The organism is Rufibacter sp. JT20002 (assembly GCF_056491185.1).
This window is the reverse complement of sequence record NZ_JBSZJY010000001.1, coordinates 1,208,051-1,224,682: the sequence shown is the minus strand read 5'-3', so window position 1 is coordinate 1,224,682 and position 16,632 is coordinate 1,208,051. Positions and strand designations below refer to the sequence as shown.

Here is a 16,632-nt window from a genome sequence, read left to right as displayed (position 1 = left end):
TTTTACCTTGCTTGTTCTAAAACAGCTACAAAACTTAAGATAGTTGCGCTTTGTAGATAAAGGCGGTTTGCGCACGCCCAGGTTGATCCAATAAGAACGTTTTGGCCTTGGTTTTGGAATATCAGGCTAAAAGCAGGATTATAATGCGAATTGCAAAACCAAGGCAGCAAGAGAAGGTAACTGTCGCTCCTGAAAGCCAATGGCTAATCCACGTAGCCTTCGTACTCAATGCTCTTCACTTTGCCTTTTGCCAGGTGGAATCTGAGCCAGGAGTTCCGTTCCCAATCGCAGACTTCAATCACGTTCTTGCGCTCTTTGATGAAGAGTTTATAGGCCATCAACTTCTGCAAGAGTTCCTGCCGCGAGTTGCCTACCTTGATGCCGTTCCGGAGGGTAAGGTTAGGACTCTTAATGTCGGCGTAAGAAAGCAGGAAGCGCTTGGTGTACATGGGGTAATATAACTCCACGGTGCTAGAGTCAAAGTTGAGCTGGAAGAGCGTGTCAATGTAGCGGGCCTTGTGCTGGTTGGTGACGGTGTCTTTCAACACCTCAAAGGACGTCCTGATCTGGGCCGCATAATGCTGCAGCACCGGCTCTTCTACCGGTAAAAAAGGATTGTTGATAAAAGCCGACGCCTTGATCACCTCGGGATGATCCTGTGACTGGAACTGCAAGCGTTCATAGAACGCCTCCATACGCGCGGTATTATCAAAATTTGGCGCAAAAGTGCTTTTAGCCTGAGTAGACTTAGGCTTAGGCGCCGCCCGGGCCACCCGAGGACTATCAGGCTCCTGATTATTTTGACAGCCACCATGCGCCCACAAGGGGAGCAAACAAAAGAGCACGATCAGCCGCCACATACCCGTAGAAGAAATAAAAAATAGAGATTTTGCTAGAACCAGATTGGTATTCTAGTATACGGGAAACCCGCCTGCAAAGCTACATAGAACCCCCAGAAATTTAGCGTGATTATAAGACCACTATACTTGTGGGTACCCCCTAACCTCCCAGAAATTTTTTTCATTTTTAGGCAAAGGGTCAAAGTAAAATGCAGGAGATACCGTTCAAGAACCGTTTTGGTTTAATCAGGCTTGAAACGCTTATTTCCTGAAGCGTCCTTCTGCCGGCGGGCGGCCAGAGTTGACAGATTCATGCGACTCTTCATGGGGTACTTCGCGCACTTCTATCCGCACGGAGTTATGGTTGGGGGTAACCGGTTGCCCGTAGGTGTCTGCGTACTCCTGGGTAATCTCCGCCCCAAAGAAGATGATGAGCGAAGAGTAGTACACCCACGAAAGCAGCACCACCATAGAGCCGGCCGCCCCATAAGAACTGCTGAAATCACTTCGGCCCAGGTACCAGCCAATGAGGTATTTGCCCAGCAAGAACAGGAAAGCGGTTACTGCGGCGCCTACCCAAACATCGCGCCAGCGGATGATAGCATCTGGCAGGTATTTGAATATCAAGGCGAAAAGCAGCGAGATAAGCCCCATGGAAACCAATACATCCAGAATATAAATGAAGACCACGGCAATTCCGGGCAGCAGCCGCTGCATGTAGTCTGTGAGCACGCCAATCACGGCACTGATGACCAAACTCACCAGTAACAGAAAGGAGATACTCAAAATCATGCCCAAGGATAAGATGCGGTCCATCACCAGCTTGAGAATACCATTCTTGGCTTTGGTCTGCAGGTTCCAAACCTGGTTCAATGATTCTTGCAGAGTCACGAAGATGGTGGTTCCGGCAAAGATCAGCGTGCCTATGCCTACCCAGGTGGCCAAGGGGCTGGGGCCCTCCAGGTGCAGTTTGGTGATCATGGTCTGGATCTCCGCAGCCGCTTCCTTACCTACCAAGCCTTGTATCTGGCCATACAGCTGTCCGCTTACGGCCTCCTCGCCAAAGAAGTAGCCCGCTGAACGCACCACAATGAACAGGAGGGGCGGCAGGGAGAAAATAGTGTTGTAGGAGAGCGCCGCCGCTAGCCGCAGTGAGTTGTTTTTCATGAACTCCGATCCGGAGTTCATCACCAGGCCAAGAATGCCCTTCGCTGTATATTTAGCCATTCGCTTCAGAATCAAATGTTGGATTATCTGAAATTACGGGAACACGAAGGCAATTGTTGATATCTCTGTACGTTTAGGCAGGTTAGCATAGGTTGAATAAACCCTGATTTTAGCCTGTTTTCAGAAAAATAGGGTCAAAGATCTTTCCGTTAGAGCCTGTTTAGATGCTATCAATGGAGTTTACTGGAAGGACAACGTGAGGTGACCTGAGGCCAGGAAGTGGGTCTGCACGCCCGTGGGTGTCACCAAAAGAGTGTCTGGTTCTATGGTGAAATCGGCACCTCGCAGTAGGAAACGCTCCTGTAGCTTGTTCTCCTTTAGGCCGGTTTGCAGGGATTCCCGCATGGTAGCCAGGTGGCTTTTAACCGAGACCGTCATTTGTTTCTCCAACTCGGATCTGAAGCGGTTCTGCAGCAACCATTGGGCGGTGTTCACCAGTTGGTCTTTGGTCTGGAGGGTGTACTCCAGGTCCCGTACCTTCAGGCTTTGGGTGGCGGCGTCATAGTACGGCGTGGCCTGCAGCCATACTTTCCCGCTGAACTTCTTGGTGAGGAAAGCCGCCTTGGTTTGTCCGCTTACATCCAATGCCAGCAGCAGCTTGGTGCCCCTTCCGCTGATGTCCACGTCATGGATGGTGAGTTGGTGCTTGTCTTGCTCAAAGCTGAACTTCTGCCCTTTTACTTCTTTCTGCACCACCTGGGTGAGGTAGGCGTAGGAGATATCGCTGGCAATGTTGAGCTGGGCCGTGGGCGGCAATGAGCGGGTAGGCGTGTAATTTGGCAGAGGCGCCATTTTGCCTACGGTTGGTTTCTGCCCCGAGAGCACCCGAACGAAGGCGTCTATCCCTACCTGCAGGCTCAATTGGTTTTGCTGAAGTTCCAGGGGCGTGAGCCGTACGGCCTGCGGCGTGATAGAAAGCCAGGTGTTGTATTGCTCATTGAGTTGCACAGGGGTTTGCAGTTGTCTCCAAGCCTGGGACAGGTAGGTAGGCAAAGGAACCCGTTTTTGCAGTTCCTGGTCCAACTGCTGCAGCATGGGCGCTATCTGGCTCTTCAGTTTAGGCTCAATAAAAGGCGCCAGGTTGATTTTGAGCGGCCCCAAGGAAAGGGTAGGTTTACGGGCTCCCCAAGAGAAATCACCGCTGGTATAGCTTTTCAGGGTATAATCAGGCTGAAGCTGCATGCGGCTCTCGGTGCGCACGGTTACCTCAAACTCAGTCTCCTCGGTTTTCTGGATGTTTTTGCACAGTTCGCAGGCATTCCACTGCCATCGGCCTTTGGCCCAGATCTTGAGCGGCACTTCCATAGACAGTTTGCTGAACTCAGAGCGCAGTTTCATGGGGCCTGCCTTGGTCACTTTCACCATCAAATCATCGTCCTGCAGGTTGTCGTCCTGGTAAATGACGCCGGCTATCTCCTGGTTCAGCATCCCCTCCAACGCGGAAACTGGGATAGAGATAGGCAGGGTGATGGTGGAGAGCTGAAGGTCTGGCAGCGGCTGGGGAGTCACTGTGGCATCGGGGGCGGGCACTGCCAACGACGTGGACTTCTGGCACGCCAACGGAGAGCACAAGCCCAGCAGAATCAAGATGTAAAAAAGAAACGGATACCCTCGCATGCCCAAATACCTGTAATGCCCCAAGGAAGCGGAACTCCTTTTAAGGCTGTTTCCACAAAAGTAGCCCTAAAGTACGTCTTATTTGGCAATCATGAGATCATCTAGGTACTCCCGCACATCTTCTTCTGAAGACAGGAGGTCGCATTTACGAAGGGTGCCTTTGAAGTAAATGGCGAAGAAAGGCGTGCCGGTGAGTTTCACTTCCTTGCTGGACACGGGGTTTTCGGCGGCGTCCATTTGCAGGAACGTGATGTCTTTATAAATAGGGTTCTCTGAGAACTGCTTGAAGGAGGGAGCCAGCGCTTTGCAGATCAGGCAGTTTTCATCTATGAACTTGACAATCACCCGCTCTTTCTCAAAGATGATAGAGCGTAACTCATTGTCAGAGGAGGTGTGAATGGCCATCATTTAATGTAAAGAATGGTGTAAACTAAACATAACGTGTGAAAATGGCCGTAGGTTAAAGAATAACAGATTTCTTGGCAGGGCAGGAATTAGTCTTTCTGCAGAATCCATTCTTTTTTGGTGATGGCGGCCTGCCACATGGCGCTGGCCAGTTCCTGGTCTGAGGAGAATTGCAGCTGCGTAAGGCAGCGGGCCTCTACGCTCAGGGGCACCTGTTTTTCCTGGAAGGGCCAGGGCGTCACGCGTACCGTTCCAGTTTTGAGCAAGGTCACCTCGTACCTGATCTGGTCCGGGCCGTTGCTTATTTCTAGGGCGTGTTCCATTTCCGGCAACTCATTGCGGCACAGAATAAGGGAAAAGCGGTCGCACCACTGCATAAAGTCATAGGCATACTGGGTATCCTTTTTGGAGATCTTCAGCTGTTGCCGCCATTTCTTCTGACAGGCTTGTTGCTCGTCTAAAAACGCGTCCCACTCTTTTTTCTGTCCTCGCAGGTCTTCGTACAAAAAGGAGAGGTGCATGCTGGTGAGCAAGCTGCGCCACCTGCCCTGGAAACGGGCCTCTTTCATGACCTGCTGGGCCTGCTCCAGACAGAAAGGCAATTGCGTGAAGTTAGCGGGCGCCCCGGCCGGCGTGATGGCGTAATGGCCGTTCCAGTCTTTCTGGCCGTCATCATGCTGGGCAATGGCCGCCAGGGTCTGCATAAAATGGAGCGGTCGCTTCCCTGGTTGCCAGGCAAAGCCGATCTCGGCGGCCAGTAAGGCGTGGGCCTGTTGGTAGATAATCTCCCAGCCTCTCTCATGCGGATTCACAATCATAGCGCGTCTTTCAAGCTAAAGGTCTCCGGCTGGTAAACCGGGTGGTACAGTGAAAGATTGTACGGCAGTTGCGCCAGATTAGCTTTGGGATTTCTACGGAGTTTTCCAGAAACAAGCCCTAAAACGCAGTGACAAAGCTCTTGAATGCTGATTGCCCGGTTACAGCTATCGTTTTAAGGCTATTCTGTGAAAAAGGCATAAAAAAGCCCGGCACTGAAAACCAATGCCGGGCCGGTAAAGTCAAGACGTAAAGACTAGAACACAAAGCCTAAACGCAGGCCGCTGTTCACGCGAGGGCCAAAAGACAAGTTGCCGCCTTCTGCGTCAATATTTCTGGTAGGGCCATTCACCTCGTCAATCTCTACATCGCCAAAAGCTCTGTATTGAATTCCCAAGCCAAATTCCACGCCCAGGTAAACGTGTTTGGCAAAGTAGTAATCGGCACCGGCTACTGCCGCCAGACCCAAACCGAAGTAATTGCGGTTGGTAATGCCATTCCCGTTACTCCAAGCTCCGTCAATTTCTGCGAATCCATTTTCTTCGTTGGCAAAGAATTTAGAGATTCTGATCTCTCCACCAATGTAGGGCGAAAGGCGCTCTGTACCGGCAAAGTGTTTCTCAATCCCCGGGGCAAGTTCCAAGTAGGTAGAAGTACGGCCATAGTCATCATTGAAATCTTCGTTTTCAACTTGAAGCGTAAACGAGGCGCGTACAGCCGTAGTGGGGCTCACGAAGTACCGACCGCGTAAGAGGCTGGAGTTTAAGCCCACGGTGGTGCCATCTGTCAGGTTCAACTGCACCTCGGCGGTTACCTCACCAGAGGTAGGTTTGATGCCTCCATCTTGCGCCGAAGCCGCAAAACTGATAGTAAAACACAATGCAGCGGCAGAGAAAAATTTCTTCAACATAGTTTTAAAGTTAATTAGGGGATGTTTCTGAGGGGCAATATTAAGCAAGCCTTACGTATTTGTAGCCGGTGAACGGTTTTCCAAAGGATAGTGGCCTCAGAATGAAGAAGATTGATTTTGGGTGTTCCTGGCTTGAATGGGAAATACTGGCCTAAAACAAGAAATCCATGCTCGGCAGAAGGGCATGGATTCCATGAATGACTTTAATCCAACGTTGCAGGTTCTTTTACCCTGTAACCCTTAGTTGTTGATGCGCTTCAGGTGCAGGAGCATGTCATCGGTCATGGTGTGCAGGTCATACTGCGGGTTCCAGCCCCAGTCCTGGCGGGCGGCCAGGTCGTTGATGCTCTGCGGCCAGGAATCGGCTATCTGCTGACGGCTGTCTGGCTCGTAACTGATGGTGAAGCTAGGGTAGTGGCGCTGGATGCTGGCCGCGATCTCCTGCGGGGTAAAGCTCATGGCCGCCAGGTTATAGGAAGAGCGCACTTTCACCTGTTCGGCCGGCGCGTGCATCAGATCTAATGTGGCTTTGAGGGCGTCTGGCATGTACATCATGGGCAGACGGGTGTTCTCGCTCAGAAAGCATTTGTACGTGCCGGTGGCCAAAGCCTGGTGGTAAATGTCCACGGCGTAGTCGGTGGTGCCGCCACCGGGCAGGGCTTTGTAGCCAATGAGGCCGGGGTACCGCAAGCTGCGCACATCCAAACCGTATTTGTTGAAGTAGTACTCGCACCACCGCTCGCCGGCCTGCTTGCTGATGCCGTACACCGTGTTGGGGTCCATGATGGTGTCCTGCGGCGTGTTTTGGCGAGGCGTGTTGGGCCCGAAAACCGCTATGGACGAAGGCCAGTACACTTTCTCTACCTTCTGCTCCAGCGCGAAGTCTAGCACGTTGAAGAGGCCGTCCATGTTCAGGCGCCAGGCAAACTTGGGGTTCTTCTCGCCGGTAGCCGACAGAATGGCCGCCAAGTGATAGATCTGCTTGAACTTGTAGCGCGAAGCCAACTCAGTGAGGTGCTGCGGAGTGAGCACGTCCACAATCTCAAAAGGCCCGGTTTCGCGCAGATCGGCTTGCTTGGGGTATTGGATATCGGCGGCTACCACGTTGGCATCGCCGTAGATTTTTCTCAATTCAAGGGTGAGTTCAGAGCCTAGCTGACCGCAGGCGCCTATCACTAAAATGGCATTTTTCTGTTTTGACATGCAAGTGCTGAATAGGAAAACAAATGTACGTTATTCAAGTGGCTCCAAAAATAGGGAGAGTGTAGAGGTTTTGTATCTTTGGTGGCGAAGTGCGCGTCTTTGGTGAAATCATCGGAGAATTTGACTTTTAAATCCTTGTTTCATGCGGCAACCGCTCCTTTTTCTTTTTGGTCTGGGTGTATGGCTGACCGGCTGTGCCCAGGCGCGGCAGGAGACAAGGAGTCTAAGGGAGTCTGCCATAACAGAAAATCAAGACCCGGTTTCTACCCAAGCGCTTCTTCTAACGGATTCTGCCCGACAGCGGCCCATCCCCGTGGTGCTGTATTCAAGCCATTTTCCGTCAAAGACCGCTAAAACAAAGCAGAAACTGGCCGTGCTCAACCATGGGTACGGGGGCAAAAACACGGCTTATTCCTTTATCGCTAATTACCTGGTCTCCCAAGGATATCTGGTGGCCAGCATTCAACATGAATTGCCCTCAGATGCGCCCATGGCCCTCACCGGACCGGTGTACGAAACCAGGCTGCCTCATTGGCAGCGCGGGGTGCAGAACATCAGATTTGTGGTGCAGGAGCTAGGCAGAAGAACCCCAGATTTGGAAAAAGGAAAACTGCTATTGGTAGGGCATTCTAACGGCGGCGACATGGCTATGCTGTTTGCGCAGGAGTACCCAGACCAGGTGCAGGAAGTCATTTCTTTGGATAATCGCCGGGTGCCTTTGCCCAGAACCCGCCAACCCCGCCTCTTGACGCTGCGTTCCAGTGACCAGCCCGCTGATGCCGGAGTGTTGCCCACGGCCGCAGAACAAGAAAAGTTCGGAATCAGAGTTATACAGCTGGAAAACACGCTCCACAACGATATGTGGGACGGGGCCACCGCAGGCCAGAAACAGCAGATGATTCAATCTATTGCGCAGTTTCTGCGACCTAATTGAAAACAGGAACCCATTTTTCGGCTGTTTTTCAGAAAACAAGTCCGAAACCACATAAAAACAGTAGCAAGTTTATCTAATTGATATGTACGAAACCTTAAAACCAGATCTGGAGCAGCAGTTAGCCGAGATCAAAGCCAATGGCTTGTATAAAAAAGAGCGCGTGATCACCACCCCGCAGCACGCCGAGATCAAAACCCAGCAGACCGGCGAGGTGCTGAACTTCTGCGCAAACAATTACCTGGGGCTTTCCTCGCACCCAGCGGTGCTGGAAGCTGCCAAGCGCACCCTGGACACCCACGGCTACGGCATGAGCTCCGTGCGCTTCATCTGCGGAACCCAGGACATCCACAAACAACTGGAGCAGAAACTGGCCGAGTTCCTGGGCACCGAGGACACCATCCTCTACGCGGCGGCCTTTGACGCGAACGGCGGTGTGTTTGAGCCTTTGTTTGATGAGCAATCTGCCATCATCTCCGATGCCCTGAACCACGCCTCCATCATTGACGGCATCCGGTTGTGCAAGGCGCAGCGCTACCGCTACGAACACAACAACATGGCAGATCTGGAAGCCAAACTGCAGGAGTCACAGGGCGCCAAGCACCGCATCATTGTCACCGACGGTTCTTTCTCCATGGACGGTACCATCGCGCAACTAGACAAAATTTGCGACCTGGCAGATCAGTACAAAGCCTTGGTGTTAGTAGATGAGTCACACTCTAGCGGCTTCATCGGTAAGACGGGCCGCGGTACGCATGAGTACCACAACGTGATGGGCCGCGTGGACATTATCACCGGTACCTTGGGCAAAGCTTTAGGCGGCGCCATGGGTGGGTTTACCTCGGGCCGTAAAGAGATTATTGACATGTTGCGTCAGCGTTCGCGCCCGTACCTGTTCTCTAATTCGCTTGCTCCGGCTATTGTGGGTGGTTCACTGGCGGTTTTGGAACTGCTGAGTTCCACTACTGAACTGCGTGACCGGTTGGAGTGGAACACCAGGTATTTTAGGGAGAAGATGACTGCCGCCGGGTTTGACATCCGTCCGGGCGTGCACCCTATTGTGCCGGTGATGTTGTACGAAGCCACTTTGGCGCAGGAATTTGCTGCCCGTATGTTGGAGAAAGGCATCTATGTGATTGGTTTCTATTTTCCGGTTGTAGCCAAAGGCGCCGCCCGTATACGGGTACAGCTTTCCGCGGAACATACCCAGGAGCAGATAGACACTGCCATTCAAGCCTTTACAGAAGTAGGGAGGGAATTAGGGGTGCTGAAAGATTAACCTGTTTCAAGCAAAAGCATCTTAAATCAGCCTTAAAACGGCCTGTCACTAGTAAAGTGACAGGCCGTTTTGTTTTCTAGTAGGCTTAGTTAAACAATAGGGCTGTTTAGCTGTTTCTACTCTACAGTGCTATTGATGGGAGTAGAGGTATTAAAGGTTTGAGAATGCTCGCTTTAGGTGTCACCAGATCAATTTGCTGAAGACTAATTACTAATAGATGAGTTTGCCATTGTAAGAGCCGGTTGCGCATATATCTGATTATAAAAGCGTGTTTAAATATTAAGAGAACTACCTAATCCAAGTCTTAATTGTGCCTGAATTTAAATGTTAAAGGACCGATCACCCTTCTTGAAAATAGGAAGTAGAAAATTGGTTTGTACGATATCGGACAGTTGATGCTTTTGGCTAAAGAAGAAAAAGGAAGACTTCAAAAACTGAACTAGAGTTTCTGGTTAGCTTTGGTTTGATGGATGCAATATTAGGCGCTATTGGGTGAAACAGGTGTTTAAATTAGGAGAATCCTACGAAAGATTGGGTTGTGCAAAGGTTGGCACAAGCTAATGAAAGGGAATTTGTATGAATTTAACCCTTGATAATGCCAGCAATAAAAGGTAAATTAAGAAAATATTCTCCTGTTTTTTCTTAGCGGCCAAGACAAGCCTTTTTTGGGTATTTAAATGCAATAGGTACAAAAAGAGAGGAGTAGGCGTGAAATCTGAGCCCTTTTAAGTGAAAACATTAATTATTTCTGAAGATTTCTTTTAAAACATGCTATAAACGGTCATAGTCCAGAGTACTAGACCTTGTTTGGCGAGCGTTTATATAATATACACAATAGGTTGTCAGCAAAAAGATCATTCCCTACTTTTGCCAGATAACCCTGAGAAAAAATGTTCTTTGCTTTCCCGGGAAACACCAAAATACAACCTGCTTTTGCAGGTGCCCTGTGGTGGTCAAAATAAACCTTCCACAGGTTGATGAATTGATATAGTAGAAAGTGGTCCCCCAGACTAAATAAATGAAGGTATTTTTAAGATATAGCAGATTGCGCTTTTTAAGTTTCTATAAAACCATCCATAGAGAACAAATTCCTGCTCTTCCTCCCCAGAAAAATTCCTCTGCCGTTTGCCGCTTTCTGACGGTTACATCCCCTCCCCCAGTTTTACAAGATTGAAATAACATACAGACAGATAAGAATGAGAAAAACGACAGACAGACACAAAACAGAAATAGCATGCAGGAAAAATTAGTGAGAATTGGCGTCTTCTATGACGGCAATTATTTCTTACAGGTCAGTAATTACTATGCCTACGGCCATCAGCGCAAGCGTAGAATTAGTATCTCTGGCCTTCATGAGTTCATTCGGGAGCAGGTAGCCAAGGAAGAGGACGTTGACCCGCGCTTCTGTAGAATTGTAGACGCCCACTACTTCAGAGGACGGCTCAATGCCTACGAAGCCAGCCAACGGGGCGACACCCTTTACTGGGACCGGGTTTTTGATGACATCCTAATGTCTGAGGGCGTGACTACCCATTACCTGCCGGTGCGGACTACACCGGAGGGGTATAAGCAGGAGCGCGGCATAGACGTGTGGTTGGCATTAGAAGCCTTTGAGCAAGCCTTTTACAAGCGGTTCGATGTGCTGGTGCTGATCTCTTCAGACGGAGATTATGTGCCTATGGTACGCAAGGTGAATACGCTGGGAACCCGTGTGATGGCCTTAACCTGGGAGTTTGAGTACACCACAGACAATGGACAGCGGATGACAACCCGCCCGTCTCAGGATCTGTTAGCGGAGGTAACGTACCCCATGGCTATGCACGGCATCATTGACCAGCGCATGAGCCGTAATGATGCCACCATCCAGCGGCTGTTTGTACAACCCGATCAGAAACGGAGCACCGTTGCCCATGAGGAGGAGTATGATGACGAGCAACCGACAGAAACCCACGGCGAAGGGGAAATCATGAGCCTGAAAAACGGGTATGGTTTCATTAAATTCCCGCCCAACAACCTGTTCTTCCATTTTACCAATGTGATAGACACAGACTTTAATGATCTGCACGTAGGAGACCGCGTGGAGTTTGAGATTGAAAAAGATGATGAAGGCAATGACGTGGCCAAAAGCGTCAAACTTCTCTAGCAGCCTGACTAACTGCTTTAGAGGTAGTGAACGGAAGCGTGACAAAGCTTCCAGAATGACTGAAACAACAAAAACAAAATAATTAAAAGGGGAGCCTGACTAGCTCCCCTTTTCTATTGGAGACAAGATGGATTCCTTGTCGGGTGATGATGTAAAAGGGTGAAGGCTACGCGCCAGCCTTAGAGTGGGTTCAAAGCGGTGGTCTGGTCTATGTACAGGAAAGCATCGTAACGGCGGGGCAACACCGTGGGCACATAGTTGCCTCCTTCAGAGGAAGGATTGTAGGTCACCCCAATGGCCCGGTGCCCCCTACGCTGGAGCGCTTCCGGGATGTCTTGCAACTCCCGCATGAGCAATAACTTGTCCTCGGCGCTGTGGCGGTGCAGCACCTCTTCCCAACTGTTGGGCATGGCCGCCGGCACGTTCATGACTCTTATAGACCCGCCCCACATGTTGGAGGCAATCACCTGCCCCTGGTAAGATCCAAAACCTACCAAATAGACTCCTCGCTGGGCATGCTGCTCCCGTAAAAGTTGGCCAATGTTCACCATGCCTACGGCAGCCATATCGGTGTGGCGGGCATCACCTACGTGGGTGTTATGCGCCCAGATGATGATTTTAGCCCCATTTCCTTTATGTGCTACCAAACGGTTCACAGTCTCCTGCATGTGCCGGTCGCGTACATTCCAAGAGCCCACATCACTGCGCATCATCTGAGTGTAGTACCTCTCGGCGTTTACCGCTACCAAGGCATTCTGTTCGGCATTGAAAGCGGCTTCATTGTTTGCCGCTAGGCTGGTTCTGTGAGCCTGTACCGCGGTGAATAATCTTTCTATCTGGGAAGCGCAGGAAGAGCCTTGGGCCGTAACCTGGGCATAGAGCTGTTCATCTCTGTTGTAAGGCGCAAGGCAGGTTTGGGCCTCCCGGGCCAACTGGGCCACTGCTGGGTCTGCGGTTTCCATATAGATTCGGACTTCCTCCAGTGATTCCCACAGACTGTACACATCCATGCCGTAGAACCCTACTTTCTGGTTTTGAGGCAACGTTTGGTTATGTCCTCGGAGCCATTCAGAAAAGGTGGCTACCTCCTGGTTGGCCCACATCCAGGTAGGCCACCGCCGAAACGACTGCACCGCTTGCTGAGCGGTTCCGCTGCCTTGCCCCTGAATGTATTGGTTTAAAGAGTAAGCGGCCGGCCAGTCGCCTTCTACCGCAATAAGGTTGAATCCTTTCTCCTGGATCAGTCTTTTGGTAAGATTTGCCCGCCAGGTGTAGTACTCAGAAGTGCCGTGTGACGCTTCCCCAATCAAGACGTACTGGCTGTTGCCCACTTCGTTGACAAGGACATCCAGATCACCTACATCCTCTAGGGGGTATACTCCCTTGGTCAGAAAACCTGTTTCCTGCTCTATCTGCTCCAGGGTGTCTTCATTGGACGAGCAAGCGTTTAGCCATCCGCTCAGCACCAGTATCCAGATCAGTTGTAACTTTCGCATTGTCGTTCCTCTTAGACTCTTGTAAAAATTAGTAAAAGGGAATAGTGCTAAATAGTAGCCCTGCCTCTATCCCTAGAGTATGCTTTAACGAAGGAGGAATGATGGGGTATTCTGAATTTGTACGAGATTTTATGGTTGAAAATACCGGAATTTCAGAAAGGTGGTAAACAGGAGTGTGTTGGTTTTGTTACAATTGATATATTGCCCATGGGTTCTGCTAGCGCGTTGTTTCCTATTCTGGGGCGGAGGCAAACGCGTCTTGTACGGGAGCGCCGGGCGGGGTTAATACTTCTGCCAAAGGCGGGAGCCAATAAGGAGTGCCGTATTTTGGATTTAAAACCAGTTTGTTCCGCATTTCGTCCAGCGGGCTTTCCTCGTGCAGGCGGTGAAGCAGGTGCCAGGTGGCGGTAGCGTCTGGCAAGGCCCGGTGCCAACGGGTAAGCGGAATACCGTACACCTTGCACATGTCTGGCAAATTGCGCGGCGAGGGCTGGCGCAACCGGCAAACCGATAGGGTGTCAATGAAGGGGTGCTGCACCGGGCCCAATTTCAGCCGGCGGTATGTGCTGTACAGGAATCCAAGGTCAAAGGGGGCATTATGCGCCACCACGGTGCTGTCACCAATAAACTCCTTGAGGATGATAAAAGCGGTGCGTTCGTCCATGGCATGGGCCAGGTCTTTCTGCGTGATGCCGGTGATCTCGGTGATCTTCTGGGGCAACTCTCCTTTCAGCTTTACCAGCGTGTGAAACCTGCCCGTGATCTCTCCATAGGCACTTTTCACGGCGGCAATTTCAATGACCCTTCCTTTGCTTCCGCTTACCCCGGTTGTTTCAAAATCAAGGGCCGTCACGTTGCTGAGGATAGGCGTGAGGTGCGGAAAAAGCGGGAGAAAAGGAGCGTCTGACATGAAAAAAATGAGTAGCTTGTAGCACGTATACGCAAGAACAAAATTCTGTTTCAGAGCCTGTTTTCAAAAATCAGGTTCAAAATAGGGGCCCTTTACGTAGGGGGTAAGAATCATTCAGTACACTTAATACAAGCAAGCGTGGGTACTACTCAATATGACGCAGTGGTAGTAGGATCGGGGCCAAACGGATTGTCGGCCGCTATCCTGTTGCAGCAAGCGGGACTAGAGGTGTTGTTGATAGAGGGGAAAGATCAGATTGGCGGCGGATTACGCTCGCAGGAACTAACCTTGCCGGGCTTTGTGCATGATGTGTGCTCGGCGATCCATCCATTGGCAGCCGGGTCGCCTTTTTTCAAAACCCTTCCGCTGAAAGAACACGGGCTTGAATTTGTGTACCCCAAAGTTTCGGCCGCGCATCCGTTTGACAATGGGAGGGCCGCCGCACTCTTCTTGTCGTTGCAGGAAACTGCCCAGAGCTTGGGGAAAGACCAGCAGTCATACCTGAACCTCATGCAGCCGCTGGTGAAGAGTTGGCCGGCCTTGGCGCCAGATGTGTTAGGCCCCTTGCGCATCCCCAATCACCCCATTGACATGGCCGCTTTCGGGCTGAATGCCCTGACCTCGGCTACGTTTCTGGCTAACCGGTTCAAGACGCAGGAGGCCCGCGGCTTGTGGGCAGGCATGGCCGCGCATTCCATCCAGCCTTTGTCTAACCTTACTACCTCGGCCATCGGGTTGGTGCTCATGGCGGTGGGGCATTTGCAGGGCTGGCCCATACCAAAGGGAGGATCGCAGCAGATCGCGAACGCGCTGGCTTCTTACTTTGTCAGCCTGGGCGGGAAAATTGAGACGGGCAGGTACGTGACCTCGCTTAAACAGCTGCCTTCCCATAAAGCCCTGCTGCTGGATGTTACCCCCAAACAACTACTGGAGATAGCGGGCGACCAGTTGTCCTCTTTCTACCGGGGACAGCTAAAACGGTACCGCTACGGAATGGGCGTATTCAAGATTGATTGGGCCTTGGACGGGCCTATCCCGTTTACCGCCCCAGAGTGCCGGCAGGCGGGAACCATTCATCTGGGCAACACGCTGGAAGAAATAGCCGCCTCTGAAAGGGAATCGGCGAGCGGAAGGCACCCCGAGAAACCGTTTGTGCTCCTGGCCCAGCAAAGCCTTTTTGACAACACCCGGGCTCCTGGCGGGAAACACACGGCTTGGGCGTACTGCCACGTGCCCAACGGCTCTACCGTAGACATGACTGAAGCCATTGAACGGCAGGTAGAGCGTTTCGCGCCCGGTTTCAGAGATTTGATTTTAGCCCGGCACACCATGAACACTGCCCAAATGCAGGCACATAACCCCAACTACATTGGCGGTGACATCAACGGCGGCATCATTGACTTGGGGCAGCTGTACACGCGTCCGGTGGTGACCTTGTCTCCGTACCAGACCTCGGCGAAGGGAATCTATCTCTGCTCCTCGTCTACGCCTCCGGGCGGGGGAGTGCACGGGATGTGCGGTTTTCATGCGGCGCGTCGGGCGCTCAAAGATGTATTCCACCTGACAGCTCCGAAATTAAAATAAGAAATTTAGAAACAGGATAGGGGTACAGGCATATATAGCGGTCTTACTATCTCATGAAGGGAAAAAGTCCACCTGAAGCACCTAGTGCGGATGGTGGGCTTTGTTCTTTTAAAGCCGTTCTTAGACCGCTTTTTAGAAAACAAGCTGAAATGGTTGAGGATACGGTTGGTCTGCTTCCGGGGAGAGGCTTTGGTTTTCTGCTTCTTTGGAGAAAAAGAGGTCAGAAACGAACCCAGCTTAACTCTGAACTCCTTTTGAAAAGGTTTTTTAGCCTTTAATATTTCTCCACACCTTTTGCCGGCTGCCAGTCAGAGTTTGGCTCAAAGTGCTGCCATAGGGTTTTAGACACGGCCCTGATGAGGGCATAACCGGCGTTGTTATATTCCCAACTCTCATCTTTCTGGTTCTTGGTGATGATGCAGAACACATAGTCGCCGTGGGGGGCGTTTACCAGCACCACCTCAGAGCGAGATTGGTTGACGGCTCCTTGCTTGGAGGCGGTGTGCACGTATGGAGGAATCTGGGAAAGAGCTACGTCATCTACATAAATGCGACCCAGGTTGCGGTACATGCGCTCACTGGCAGCGGGGCTCACAGCGCGTCCTTCCCTGATCATGGTGAACAGGTTGGCCATCTCTCGTGGCGTGGTCTGGCCCCAGCCGTATTTCTCCCAATTGGGGCGGCGTCCAGGGGTGCGGGAGTTCATACGGGTGTACGTAAACCCACTTTGCTCTAACCAGGAGTTAATGGCGGTACCGGTGCCCGCCAATTGTTGCAACCAAAGGCTGGCGGTGTTGTCTGAGGTGGTGATGCTCAGCATCTGGATCTTGCCCAACGCTACGGTGCTGCTGTCTTTGAAGTTCCCTACAAGGTCTTCTCCGGCATAATACAGAGAGTCGCGGTAGCGCAGGGTGGTTTTAGGATTTATTTGCCCTTTCTCAATCTTGTCAAACATGGCCACCATTATAGGAACCTTGATCATGCTGGCGGTAGGGAAGAGGGTATCGGCGTTAATGGCCACGGTTTTGCCCGTCTTCAGATTCTTTACATAAATACCTACTTCGCCTTGGAAGCCTTTGGTAAGGGCCTCCAGTTTTTGGGTGAGTTTGGCATCTGTTTTTTCTTTGGCTGTTTTCTGCCCGGAAACAGGAAAAGTAAAGGAAAGCAGGAGAAGGAATACTAGGAGTTGAGGGAGTCGCATGGTCATCTGGTTGATGCCCAAAAGATAAACATTTCTAGTTAGCTAACTGCTTTTCTGTTCAGCAGCTCGGT

At 51.2% G+C, this 16,632-nt stretch carries 14 protein-coding genes; 4 read left to right on the top strand and 10 right to left on the bottom strand.

From position 1 onward, the window contains the following. Nucleotides 1-203 precede the first annotated feature (203 nt). The 7 genes from ACW9SV_RS04725 to ACW9SV_RS04695 all read right to left on the bottom strand — a co-directional run bounded on the left by ACW9SV_RS04725 (nucleotide 204) and on the right by ACW9SV_RS04695 (nucleotide 7,017). Nucleotides 204-695, bottom strand: a complete 492-nt coding sequence (locus ACW9SV_RS04725; protein WP_479555586.1) for a hypothetical protein — start codon at nucleotides 693-695, stop codon at nucleotides 204-206. Between the two features lie 405 nt (nucleotides 696-1,100). Further along, nucleotides 1,101-2,066 carry a YihY/virulence factor BrkB family protein gene (locus ACW9SV_RS04720; RefSeq protein ID WP_479555585.1) on the bottom strand — a complete coding sequence of 322 codons (966 nt, stop codon included), beginning with the start codon at nucleotides 2,064-2,066 and terminating at the stop codon, nucleotides 1,101-1,103. A 180-nt stretch (nucleotides 2,067-2,246) separates the two neighbouring features. After that, nucleotides 2,247-3,683, bottom strand: coding sequence for a DUF4403 family protein (locus ACW9SV_RS04715; RefSeq protein WP_479555584.1), 1,437 nt, complete (start codon nucleotides 3,681-3,683; stop codon nucleotides 2,247-2,249). 78 nt (nucleotides 3,684-3,761) lie between these two features. After that, nucleotides 3,762-4,091, bottom strand: coding sequence for a thioredoxin family protein (locus ACW9SV_RS04710; RefSeq protein ID WP_479555583.1), 330 nt, complete (start codon nucleotides 4,089-4,091; stop codon nucleotides 3,762-3,764). A gap of 86 nt (nucleotides 4,092-4,177) precedes the next feature. Continuing rightward, the gene (locus ACW9SV_RS04705) at nucleotides 4,178-4,906 is read right to left on the bottom strand and encodes a DUF3891 family protein (protein WP_479555582.1); all 729 of its coding nucleotides are present in this window, start codon (nucleotides 4,904-4,906) and stop codon (nucleotides 4,178-4,180) included. A gap of 254 nt (nucleotides 4,907-5,160) precedes the next feature. Next, nucleotides 5,161-5,814: a hypothetical protein gene (locus tag ACW9SV_RS04700; RefSeq protein ID WP_479555581.1), complete on the bottom strand. Its 654-nt coding sequence runs from the start codon at nucleotides 5,812-5,814 to the stop codon at nucleotides 5,161-5,163. Between the two features lie 240 nt (nucleotides 5,815-6,054). Then, a complete protein-coding gene (locus ACW9SV_RS04695) occupies nucleotides 6,055-7,017 on the bottom strand; it encodes an NAD-dependent epimerase/dehydratase family protein (RefSeq protein WP_479555580.1) in 963 nt (320 codons plus the stop codon). Nucleotides 7,018-7,159: 142 nt separating this feature from the next. On the opposite strand from ACW9SV_RS04695, the gene ACW9SV_RS04690 reads away from it, so the two are divergent. The 3 genes from ACW9SV_RS04690 to ACW9SV_RS04680 all read left to right on the top strand — a co-directional run bounded on the left by ACW9SV_RS04690 (nucleotide 7,160) and on the right by ACW9SV_RS04680 (nucleotide 11,370). Continuing rightward, nucleotides 7,160-7,951 carry a serine aminopeptidase domain-containing protein gene (locus ACW9SV_RS04690; RefSeq protein ID WP_479555579.1) on the top strand — a complete coding sequence of 264 codons (792 nt, stop codon included), beginning with the start codon at nucleotides 7,160-7,162 and terminating at the stop codon, nucleotides 7,949-7,951. An 82-nt stretch (nucleotides 7,952-8,033) separates the two neighbouring features. Continuing rightward, a complete protein-coding gene (gene kbl, locus ACW9SV_RS04685; protein ID WP_479555578.1) occupies nucleotides 8,034-9,227 on the top strand; it encodes a glycine C-acetyltransferase in 1,194 nt (397 codons plus the stop codon). A 1,234-nt stretch (nucleotides 9,228-10,461) separates the two neighbouring features. After that, the gene (locus ACW9SV_RS04680; RefSeq protein WP_479555577.1) at nucleotides 10,462-11,370 is read left to right on the top strand and encodes an NYN domain-containing protein; all 909 of its coding nucleotides are present in this window, start codon (nucleotides 10,462-10,464) and stop codon (nucleotides 11,368-11,370) included. A 179-nt stretch (nucleotides 11,371-11,549) separates the two neighbouring features. On the opposite strand, the gene ACW9SV_RS04675 is transcribed toward ACW9SV_RS04680, so the two are convergent. Beyond that, nucleotides 11,550-12,866 (bottom strand): erythromycin esterase family protein, encoded by a 1,317-nt coding sequence (locus tag ACW9SV_RS04675; protein WP_479555576.1) that lies wholly within the window; start codon nucleotides 12,864-12,866, stop codon nucleotides 11,550-11,552. A 232-nt stretch (nucleotides 12,867-13,098) separates the two neighbouring features. Continuing rightward, nucleotides 13,099-13,776, bottom strand: coding sequence for a 3'-5' exonuclease (locus ACW9SV_RS04670; RefSeq protein ID WP_479555575.1), 678 nt, complete (start codon nucleotides 13,774-13,776; stop codon nucleotides 13,099-13,101). Between the two features lie 138 nt (nucleotides 13,777-13,914). On the opposite strand from ACW9SV_RS04670, the gene ACW9SV_RS04665 reads away from it, so the two are divergent. Beyond that, complete coding sequence (locus tag ACW9SV_RS04665) at nucleotides 13,915-15,360, top strand: phytoene desaturase family protein (protein WP_479555574.1); 1,446 nt, start codon at nucleotides 13,915-13,917, stop codon at nucleotides 15,358-15,360. 274 nt (nucleotides 15,361-15,634) lie between these two features. Here ACW9SV_RS04665 and ACW9SV_RS04660 read toward each other — a convergent pair whose 3' ends face one another. Further along, on the bottom strand, nucleotides 15,635-16,567 hold the full coding sequence (locus ACW9SV_RS04660) for a serine hydrolase (RefSeq protein WP_479555573.1): 933 nt from the start codon (nucleotides 16,565-16,567) through the stop codon (nucleotides 15,635-15,637). Nucleotides 16,568-16,632 lie beyond the last annotated feature (65 nt).